12 protein-coding genes and 2 pseudogenes are annotated in these 9,591 nt (G+C 64.4%); 5 read left to right on the forward strand and 9 right to left on the reverse strand.

Features of this window, described 5'->3' with window-relative positions; genetic code table 11:
- Positions 1-90: pseudogene (locus EOA24_RS16500) on the reverse strand (DNA-binding response regulator); the annotation flags it as partial.
- Between the two features lie 341 nt (positions 91-431).
- Between EOA24_RS16500 and EOA24_RS16505 the strand changes: the two are divergent.
- From EOA24_RS16505 to EOA24_RS16530, 5 genes are all read left to right on the forward strand, one after another.
- On the forward strand, positions 432-2,042 hold the full coding sequence (locus tag EOA24_RS16505) for a phosphoenolpyruvate carboxykinase (protein ID WP_126080105.1): 1,611 nt from the start codon (positions 432-434) through the stop codon (positions 2,040-2,042).
- Positions 2,043-2,227: 185 nt separating this feature from the next.
- Positions 2,228-2,665: an alternative ribosome rescue aminoacyl-tRNA hydrolase ArfB gene (arfB, locus tag EOA24_RS16515; RefSeq protein WP_126080103.1), complete on the forward strand. Its 438-nt coding sequence runs from the start codon at positions 2,228-2,230 to the stop codon at positions 2,663-2,665.
- A 90-nt stretch (positions 2,666-2,755) separates the two neighbouring features.
- Positions 2,756-3,373, forward strand: a complete 618-nt coding sequence (locus EOA24_RS16520) for an alpha-ketoglutarate-dependent dioxygenase AlkB (protein WP_126080102.1) — start codon at positions 2,756-2,758, stop codon at positions 3,371-3,373.
- A 147-nt stretch (positions 3,374-3,520) separates the two neighbouring features.
- Positions 3,521-3,940, forward strand: a complete 420-nt coding sequence (locus tag EOA24_RS16525; RefSeq protein ID WP_189353963.1) for a glycosyltransferase family 87 protein — start codon at positions 3,521-3,523, stop codon at positions 3,938-3,940.
- 17 nt (positions 3,941-3,957) lie between these two features.
- The gene (locus tag EOA24_RS16530; protein WP_127409911.1) at positions 3,958-4,491 is read left to right on the forward strand and encodes a hypothetical protein; all 534 of its coding nucleotides are present in this window, start codon (positions 3,958-3,960) and stop codon (positions 4,489-4,491) included.
- A gap of 112 nt (positions 4,492-4,603) precedes the next feature.
- Here EOA24_RS16530 and coaA read toward each other — a convergent pair whose 3' ends face one another.
- The 8 genes and pseudogenes from coaA to EOA24_RS16570 form a co-directional block, all read right to left on the reverse strand.
- Entirely contained in the window at positions 4,604-5,563 is a 960-nt protein-coding gene (gene coaA, locus EOA24_RS16535) for a type I pantothenate kinase (RefSeq protein WP_126080099.1), read from the reverse strand.
- A 36-nt stretch (positions 5,564-5,599) separates the two neighbouring features.
- Positions 5,600-5,923, reverse strand: a complete 324-nt coding sequence (locus tag EOA24_RS16540; RefSeq protein WP_126080098.1) for a phosphoribosyl-ATP diphosphatase — start codon at positions 5,921-5,923, stop codon at positions 5,600-5,602.
- A gap of 72 nt (positions 5,924-5,995) precedes the next feature.
- Positions 5,996-6,790, reverse strand: coding sequence for an imidazole glycerol phosphate synthase subunit HisF (gene hisF / locus EOA24_RS16545; RefSeq protein ID WP_189341946.1), 795 nt, complete (start codon positions 6,788-6,790; stop codon positions 5,996-5,998).
- Positions 6,787-7,626, reverse strand: a complete 840-nt coding sequence (locus EOA24_RS16550) for an arginase family protein (RefSeq protein ID WP_126080096.1) — start codon at positions 7,624-7,626, stop codon at positions 6,787-6,789. Before EOA24_RS16550 ends, hisF begins: the two co-directional genes overlap by 4 nt.
- Positions 7,626-8,369, reverse strand: a complete 744-nt coding sequence (hisA, locus tag EOA24_RS16555) for a 1-(5-phosphoribosyl)-5-[(5-phosphoribosylamino)methylideneamino]imidazole-4-carboxamide isomerase (protein ID WP_126080095.1) — start codon at positions 8,367-8,369, stop codon at positions 7,626-7,628. Before hisA ends, EOA24_RS16550 begins: the two co-directional genes overlap by 1 nt.
- A 3-nt stretch (positions 8,370-8,372) precedes the next feature.
- Entirely contained in the window at positions 8,373-8,663 is a 291-nt protein-coding gene (locus EOA24_RS16560; RefSeq protein WP_126080094.1) for a DUF1330 domain-containing protein, read from the reverse strand.
- 2 nt (positions 8,664-8,665) lie between these two features.
- Positions 8,666-9,316, reverse strand: coding sequence for an imidazole glycerol phosphate synthase subunit HisH (gene hisH, locus EOA24_RS16565; RefSeq protein WP_126080093.1), 651 nt, complete (start codon positions 9,314-9,316; stop codon positions 8,666-8,668).
- A gap of 1 nt (position 9,317) precedes the next feature.
- Positions 9,318-9,591, reverse strand: a pseudogene (locus tag EOA24_RS16570) (DUF2628 domain-containing protein); the annotation flags it as partial.

Raw genomic sequence — 9,591 nt, forward strand, 5'->3', positions numbered from 1 at the left:
GGTTTCGACCCGGTAGCCCTCGGATTCGAGCGCGATCGACACCGAGGTCAGGATGTTGCGGTCGTCGTCGACAAGCGCGATTGTTGCCATTTCAAGCGGCTCCCTCATGAGCTGTCCCTTCTGTCGTCGAGAAGGGGCTTTTGCAGGACAAATTGGGTACAAAATGTGGCACGGGCCCTGTCCGAAGTCACGGGCGGCCTGCCGCTACACACCATCGCACCCATAACGGGATTGGACGATTGGAGTCTGCCAATCCTTTGGGCAACGTCCGCGACTTTTTGCACATATAAACGATTTAAACAACTTTCAAATTTTTTAAATCGATTAATGATTTGATATCATTCGGCTTTTCTGGTTCTGAACCTGACAGCCCCCGGCACGGGCTCAGTGAAATCCCCGTCACATGCGGCCAAATCCAGAGAGGAAATTTGATGTCGGAAGCCGGCAAACGCAACCCCGACTGCGCTATTGACGCGATCGGCCTAAAGACCACGGGCATGGTGCGCTACAATCTCGGCGCGGCCGAACTCTACGAGGAAGCGATCCGGCGCAGCGAGGCGAGGCTGACCGCGCAAGGCGCGCTGGTCGCCGAGACCGGTCAGCACACCGGGCGTTCGCCGAAGGACAAATTCGTCGTGCGCGACGAGGCGACCGAGCCGCATGTCTGGTGGGACAACAACAAGGCGATCTCGCCCGCCCAGTTCGAGTCGCTGCTTTTCGACTTCCGCGCCCACGCGGCGGACAAGGATCTCTATGTTCAGGACCTGATCGGCGGCGCCGACGCCGACCTCAAGCTGCCGACCCGGGTCATCACCGAATTCGCCTGGCACTCGCTTTTCATCCGCAACCTTTTGATCCGCCCGCAAGCCGCGGAGCTCGAGCGCTTCCTCCCCGACATGACGATCATCGATTTGCCGTCCTTCCGCGCCGATCCGGCGCGTCACGGCACCCGCACCGAAACCGTGATCGCGGTCGACCTGATCCGCAAGATCGTGCTGATCGGCGGCACGTCCTATGCCGGCGAGATGAAGAAGTCGGTATTCACCATGCTGAACTACCTGCTGCCGCAAAAGAGCGTGATGCCCATGCACTGTTCCGCCAATGAAGGCCCGGCCGGCGACGCGGCGGTGTTCTTCGGCCTGTCCGGCACCGGCAAGACGACGCTGTCGGCGGATCCGTCGCGCACGCTGATCGGCGACGACGAGCATGGCTGGGGCCCGCACGGCGTCTTCAATTTCGAGGGCGGCTGCTACGCCAAGACGATCCGGCTGTCGGCCGAGGCCGAGCCTGAGATCTTCGCCACAACGCAGCGCTTCGGCACGGTGCTGGAGAATGTCGTGCTCGATGCCGGCCGCGTGCCGGATTTCAATGACGGCAGCCTCACCGAGAACACGCGCTGCGCCTATCCGCTGGACTTCATCCCCAACGCCTCGAAGACCGGCCGCGCAGGCCATCCGAAGAACATCATCATGCTGACCGCCGACGCTTTCGGCGTGATGCCGCCGATCGCCAAATTGACCCCGGCGCAGGCGATGTATCACTTCCTGTCCGGTTACACCGCCAAGGTCGCCGGCACGGAAAAGGGCGTCACCGAGCCGGAGGCGACCTTCTCGACCTGCTTCGGCGCCCCCTTCATGCCGCGCCATCCCTCGGAATACGGCAATCTGCTGCGCGAGCTGATCGCCGAGCACAAGGTCGATTGCTGGCTGGTCAACACCGGCTGGACCGGCGGCGCCTACGGCACCGGCCGCCGCATGCCGATCAAGGTGACGCGCGCTCTTCTGGGCGCCGCGCTCGATGGTTCGCTGAAGTCGGCCGAGTTCCGCACCGACGCCAATTTCGGCTTCGAGGTGCCGGTGGCGGTTCCGGGTGTCGACGGCGCCATTCTCGACCCGCGCTCGACCTGGGCGGACAAGGCCGGCTACGACCGCCAGGCGGCGAAGCTGGTCAACATGTTCGCGACCAATTTCGAGAAGTTCGAGCGTCACGTCGACGCCACCATCCTGGGCGCAGCGCCGCGCCTGCAGGAGGCGGCGGAATAATCGCTGCCTCGAGCGTCCTCACCTCCAGGGCCCGGCCAGCGCAATTCCAGGAAAAGTGCAAAACGGTTTTCCGTCCGGAATTGCGCCAACATTGAGAGCCAGGGAGGATTCGCCGTTTCCGTGAAACGGTGAAGCCCCCTGCGCCGGGCCTTTTCTTTTTGCAGCCGTCGCGTCATGAGTGCTCCATGGCGAGCGACGACGACATCATCATATCAGGCGAAGCGGTCATCCATGCGGGCGACCTGCATGAGGACTTCATCCGCTCGTCCGGCCCGGGCGGCCAGAACGTCAACAAGGTAGCCACCGCCGTACAGTTGCGCTTCGACGCGGCGAACGCTTCGGGCCTTAGCGAGCGGGTCCGCGTCCGCGCGATCAAGCTTGCCGGCCAGCGCGCCACCAAGGACGGCGTCATCGTCATCGAGGCCGGCCGGTTCCGCACCCAGGAGCAGAACCGCGCCGACGCGCGGGCGCGCCTGACCGCGCTGGTCGCCAAGGCGGCCGAGCCGCCACCGCCGCCGCGCAAGAAGACCAGGCCGTCCAAAGGCGCCGTGGAGCGCCGCCTCAAGAGCAAGGCAGGCCGGTCGACGGTGAAGAAGCTGCGCGGTCGCGTCGACAGCGACTGAGAACAGCATGCCGGAAACGAGCGGCCGTTTTCGGGTCGCGGAACTCTTCCTTCGGTGGCATGCTTTCGGGCCAATTGATCGGATCGATCCATGCTCGTTCTGCCCAAAGGCGTCCGCCACATGCCGGGCTACATCGCTCGCCCCGCCCAGGAAGCGCTGGTCAAGGAGATCCGGCGCGTGGTGCAGGCCGCACCCCTCTACGTGCCCGCCATGCCGCGCACCGGCAAGCAGATGAGCGTGCGCATGACCAATTGCGGCGCGCTTGGCTGGGTGACCGACAAGGAGCGCGGCTACCGCTACCAGCCGACGCATCCGGTGACCGGCGAGCCTTGGCCGCCGATCCCCGAGGCGCTGCTGCAATTGTGGCGCGAAGTCTCGGCTTACCCGCATCCGCCCGAGGCCTGTCTTGTCAACTTCTATGCGGCGGACGCCAGGATGGGTCTGCACCAGGATCGCGACGAGCAGGATTTTGACGCGCCCGTTGTGTCGGTCTCGCTGGGCGACGACTGCCTGTTCCGGGTCGGCCAGAACACGCGCGAAGGCGGCACCAAATCGTTCAGGCTGAAGAGCGGCGACGTCGTCGTGCTCGGCGGCGAGGGGCGCCTCGCCTTCCATGGCGTCGATCGCATCTATCCGGCGACATCGGCGCTGTTGAAGAATGGCGGCCGCATCAATCTGACGCTGCGGCGGGTGACGGTGCCTGGCTGACCATGTCCGGGGGCAACGCGATTTTAAGGACACCCACGCTACAAGCGCGGTTGCCAAATCGAGATCGCCATGGAACCGAACTGGATCAGGACCCGAAGCCTCTTGGACGTGGCAATGGTCACGGTCGTATCGATGATCGGTATCTGGATGGCCGAGGTCTACCTGAGCATGTTGTGGAACCTCGACGGCAGAGGGTTTTCCGAGCTATCGCACAGGCTGCCCTACTGGGATTTCACCAATCTCTGGGCCGGCTCCCGCCTGGCCATCGACGGCCATGTTGCCGTGCTTTTCGATGCGGACGCCTACCGCGCGGCGTTGCGCGGCATGTTCTCGCCCGACCTTCCAAATCAGGAATGGAGCTATCCGCCGAACATCCTCTTGCTCGGCGTCCCGCTCGCGACCCTGCCGATCCTGCCCGCCTATCTGGTCTGGACGTTCGGGACCGTTCTGTGTCTGTGGCTGGCAATCCGGCCGCTGAAACTCGGAGCGCTGGTGGAACTGGCGGTCGTCCTCAGTCCCGCCGTTATCTGGAACTCGATATTCGGTCAGAACGGCGGCTGTTCCTGACCGAAACCCGTCCCTTGATGACGGCGATCATGGAGGCGCCTTATCCGCAGCCTTATCAGTATAATGCGATAACGTTGTTCTTCACGGCGAGGGCGCTCGGCTTCGGGCTAACCGCCGCCTATGGCGCCCAGGCGGTCGCGACTATCATTTCCATCGCCATAGCGGTCTGGCTCTGGCGGCCGGGGCGCCAGGTCTCGCATCAGGAACGCGTGGCGCTGACCGCTGTCCTTGCGATCCTTGCCACGCCCTACGGCTACACCTACGACACGATCGGTCTGGCCGTCGCTGTCGCCATGCTGGCCGCGATGACGTCAAGGCCGCCCCGGCTGATACTCGCGATTTGCTGGCTCTGGCCTTTCGTCACGCATTACTTCACCTGGGGCGGATATTGCGTTGCCGTCCTGGTGCCATTGTTTCTCGCGCGTGGATGCTGTCTACGATATGGACGGGAAGCCGGAAGGCTGAAATCTCCGCAAAGCCGTCGCTGGCGTAGCGGTTCAGGGCGCAGCCGTTCTGGGGCAACTGCCCCGGCGATTTTCCGTCTGGCATAGCGCAAGGAAGAGGGCTTCCGCGTCCCGAATTTTCAGCGATCCAGATTGGATCGTGGCGCGAAGGAGCTGCCTCGCAGATGTGAAGAATGGCGATCCGGCGTCGGGCGCGGCCTCACAGCTTCCTCAGCGCCACTTCCTCGATCAAATGGTTGGCGCCTTTGCGCAGGATGAGATCGGCCCGCGCCCTGGTCGGCAGGATGTTCTCGCGCAGGTTCTTCAGGTTGATATTGGCCCAAAGCCCCTCAGCAATGGCCCGCGCGGCATCCTCGGAAAGCTGCGAATAGCGGTGGAAGAAGGAGTCCGGATTGCGGAAGGCGGTCTCGCGCAGCCGCATGAAGCGCTGGATGTACCATTGGTGGATCAGCTTCTCGTCGGCATCGATATAGATGGCGAAATCGAAGAAGTCTGACAAGAACGGCACGATCTTGCCGTCCTTCGGCAGCTTGCCCGGCTGCAGCACGTTGATGCCTTCGAAGATCAGGATGTCGGGACGGTCGATGGTGACGAACTCGCCGGGGATGACGTCATAGGTCAGGTGCGAGTAGACCGGCGCGCGGACGCTGCCTTGCGCCGATTTGATGCCGGACAGGAATCTCAGCAGCGCGCCGACATCGTAGCTCTCGGGAAATCCCTTGCGCTCCATGAGGTTCTCGCGGCGCAGGATCTCATTGGGCAGCAGGAAGCCGTCGGTGGTGATGAGATCGACCTTGGGGCTCGACGGCCAGCGCGCCAGAAGCTCCTTCAGCACACGCGCCGTGGTCGACTTGCCGACCGCGACCGAACCGGCGATGCCGATGATGAAAGGCGTCTTGACGATGTCCTGCGCCTTGAAGAAGGCCTGGCGCTGCCTGAACAGCAGCTGGCTCGCCTCGACATGCGCCGAGAGCAGGCGGGAAAGCGACAGGTAGATGCGCTTGACCTCTTCGAGGTTGACCGGGTCATTGAGCGAGCGCAGCCGGTCGATCTCGTCCTCGGTCAGCGTCAGCGGCGTGTCGGCGCGGAACTGCGACCATTGCTCGGCGGAGAAGAAGCGATAAGGGGAATACTTCTCGGTCGGAGTCAGCTGGTCCATCGGGTTTCCTGCCCTCCTCGCCGTGTGCCCCGGGCGTCAAACCCGGGGGCGGGACGCCTTTTCGGCAACCCCCGAGCGGCCGGTGCGGCCCTCGAGCTCCTTGAGCACGTCGTCCAACGGAACGCCCGCGATGCCGAGCACGACCAGCCAATGATACAGAAGATCCGCGCTTTCCGAAACGAGGGCCTGCTTGTCGCCGCGGACGGCGGCGATCACGGCTTCCACAGCCTCCTCGCCGAGCTTCTGCGCCGCCTTGTCCATGCCCTTGGCGAACAGTTTCGCCGTCCATGAGTCCGGGTCGCCGGAATGGGCGCGCTGATGGATGATCGTTTCCAGCTCGGCGAGCGAAAATTGAGCCATGTCGGTCATCTATCTGCTTGTTTAAGCATGATCTTTTCCGAAAACCGGTCCCCAACCTTGCGGGATCATGCTTTAAGCCCGATGGGCGGCCGAGTCCAGCCGCATCGGCAGGCCGGCCTTGGCCATGTATGCCTTGGCCTCGGCGATCGAGTAAGTGCCGAAATGGAAGATCGAGGCGGCAAGCACGGCGCCAGCATGGCCGTCGCGGATGCCTTCGACCAGGTGATCGAGCGTTCCGACGCCGCCCGAAGCGATGACCGGCGCGCGCACCGCGTCGGCGACGGCGCGGGTCAGCGCGATGTCGTAGCCGGCCTTCGTGCCGTCGCGGTCCATCGAGGTCAGCAGGATCTCGCCGGCGCCGCGATCGACCATGCGTGCGGCGAAGTCGACCGCGTCGATGCCCGTCTTCTCGCGACCGCCATGGGTGAAGATCTCCCAGCGGTCGGCCTCGCCGGCCGCCGACACCTTCTTGGCGTCGATGGCCACGACGATGCACTGGTTGCCGAACTTGTCGGCGGCCTCCGTGACGAAATCGGGGTTCTTCACCGCCGCCGTGTTGATCGACACCTTGTCGGCGCCGGCCAGAAGCAGCTTGCGGATATCGGCCACCTGGCGCACGCCGCCGCCGACGGTGAGCGGCATGAAGCATTGCTCGGCGGTCCGGGCGACCACGTCGAAGATCGTCTCGCGATTGTCCGACGAGGCGGTGATGTCGAGGAAGCACAGCTCATCGGCGCCCGCGGCATCATAAGCCTTGGCGGCTTCGACCGGATCGCCGGCGTCGATGAGGTCGACGAAATTGACGCCCTTGACCACGCGGCCGTTTTTGACGTCCAGGCAGGGGATGACGCGGGCTTTCAGCATCACTTGCTTTCCAGGGTGGACAGCAGGTCGACCACCAGCTCGCCGACCAGCGGCGGCACGTCGCCCTTGGGGTCGAAGGCCGGATCGTAGGCGGAAATGGTGAGCCCGGCGATGGCAAGCGGACCGGCAAGGCCGCACATCGCCATGCGCACTTGCTCCGGCACCGGGCCGCCGGGCGTGGTGTAGCGGTTGGCCTGCAGCTTCTCGGGGTCATGCACGTCGAGATCGACATGCATGTGGACCGGGCGTGCGCCGTCGGCTTTCAGTCTCTGCGCAGCGCTCTTCCAGTCGGGGCATTCGGTCCGGACGATCGGCAGCTTTTCCAGCAGTTCTCTTTCGGCGGCGTCGAGGTCGCGCGCGTTGACTAGGACGCTGCGCGACGGATCGACTGGCTTGAAGCCGGGGATCTGGTTCGCCATCCGCCGCCAGCAGAGGCCGAGCACGGTGGCCAGCGCCATGCCGTCGAGGAAGCCCGTTGTGGTGGTCTCCGGCGTGTTGAGGTCCCCATGCTGGTCGGCCCAGATGATGGCGTCGGCGCCGGCGCCTGCCACGGCGCCGGCGGCGGTCAGGCAGTTGCCGGCCAGCACGATCGGAAACCGCTTCTTGTCCAGCGCCATGCGAACTTCGCCTGAAACGGCGTTGCAGACGGCAAAGCCGGTGCCGATCTCGCGCTCTTCTTCGTCCTCGACCACCTTGCCGATGTCGTTCACCTCGACGTCGTGGCCGGCGAGCTTCAGCGCCTCGGCCAGCCCGCCCGAGATGAGCGCGTCCGGGCCCTGGCCGCAGCCACCGTGGAAGTGGCCGCTGTCATAGGATGCCAGGATGATCGAGATGTTCACTATTCTGCCTCCGCCCGTTCGCCGCGCAGGATCGCCAGTGCCTCGGCCGGGTCGATACGTCCGTCATATAGGGCGCGGCCCGAGATCGCGCCTTCGAGTTTTTGCGCGTCGGGCATGGTCATGCGCACGATGTCGGCAATCGAGGCGAGGCCGCCGGATGCGATCACGGGAATGGAAACCGCTTCCGCGAGGTCGATGGTCGAATCCCAGTTGATGCCGGTCAGCACGCCGTCGCGGTCGATGTCGGTGTAGATGATAGCGGCAACGCCGGCGCCCTCGAATTTCCTGGCCAGCTCGATGACGCCGAGCTCGGAGGCTTCGGCCCAGCCCTCGACGGCCACCTTGCCGCCCTTGGCGTCGATGCCGACTGCGATTTTTCCCGGAAAAGCCTTGCACGCTTCCTTGACGAGTTCGGGTTCGCGCACGGCCACAGTGCCGAGGATGACGCGCGTCAGGCCGCGGTCCAGCCAGTCTTCGATCTGCGGCAAGGTGCGGATTCCGCCGCCGAGCTGCACCGGGTTCTTCGTCGCCCTGAGGATAGCCCCGACCGCGGCGCTGTTGACGCTCTGGCCCTTGAAGGCGCCGTTGAGGTCGACGACATGCAGCCACTCGAAGCCCTGGTCCTCGAAGGCCCGTGCCTGCGCGGCGGGGTCGTCATTATAGATCGTGGCGGTGGCCATGTCGCCGTGTTTCAGGCGCACGCATTTGCCGTCCTTGAGGTCTATGGCTGGAAACAGGATCATGGGTCAGTCGCCCTCGACGATGACGAAATGACCGGTCGAAGCGGCGAGCCGGAATTTCGAGGCGTGCTGATATTCAGGCGAATGATAGCATTCGATTGCCTTGTCGTAGGACTCGAACTCCACCAGCACGTGACGGTTGCCGGTCGGTCCTTCCGGGCTCTCGTAGCGGCCCGCGCGGACCGCGAATTTCGCCCCGTATTTCGCGAAGGCGACGGCATTCGCTTCGATATACTGCTTGTAGACGTCGGGATCGCGGACATCGATCATCGCCATCCAATAGCCCTTCCTGCTCATTTTCAGGGCCTCCATTTCAGGAAATTGGTGATCAGCGCCAGGCCGAGCGCCTGGCTCTTCTCGGGATGGAACTGCGTGCCGGCGAGGTTGTCGCGGGCGACCGCCGCCGTCACCGGGCCGCCATAGTCGGCAACCGCCAGCACCTCGTCCGGGTTCTTCGCGTCCAGATGATAGGAATGGACGAAATAGGCGTGCAGTCCCCTCGGGCCGGTCTCGATGCCGGAAAACAGCGGATGGGGGCGGATAAGGTCGATCGTGTTCCAGCCGATCTGCGGGATTTTCAGCGTTGGATCGGAGGGCTGAATCTCCTTGACGTCGCCGGCGATCCAGCCAAGGCCCTTGGTGATGGTCTTTTCCAACCCGCGTTGCGACATCAACTGCATGCCGACGCAGATGCCGAGGAACGGCCGCCCCTTGGCGATTGCCGCTTCCTCCACCGCCTCCCACATGCCTGGCACCGCGTGCAGGCCGGCGGCGCAGTCGGCATAGGCGCCGACGCCCGGCAGCACGATGCGGTCGGCGGAACGCACCCGCTCGGCATCGGCCGTCAGCTCGATCGTCGCTGCAATGCCTCCCTCGCGCGCGGCGCGCTCGAAAGCCTTGGTGGCCGAGCGCAGATTGCCCGAGCCGTAGTCGATGATGGCTACCCGCATGTCAGGGCCTTCCAGGCGTATGGGTCAGGCCCAGCGCCATGCCGGTTTGCGGCGGTCGCGCCAGCGACGCGTCCGGTATGATGCGCGGCATTGGCGTTGGCTCTGGCTCATGGTCATCGACCTCCGCCGCAAAGCGTATCTCGGCATCGGCGAGATCGCCGGCCTCGACCACGCCCCATTCGCGCCAGCCGCGCCGCCGCAGAGTCGCGATGCGCAGGGCCTGGCCTTCGAAGCCGACATAGAGCGAGACCAGCAGTGACAGCATTGATCCGGCC

Origin of the sequence: Mesorhizobium sp. M2A.F.Ca.ET.039.01.1.1 (assembly GCF_003998035.1) — a bacterium.
Taxonomy (GTDB): domain Bacteria; phylum Pseudomonadota; class Alphaproteobacteria; order Rhizobiales; family Rhizobiaceae; genus Mesorhizobium.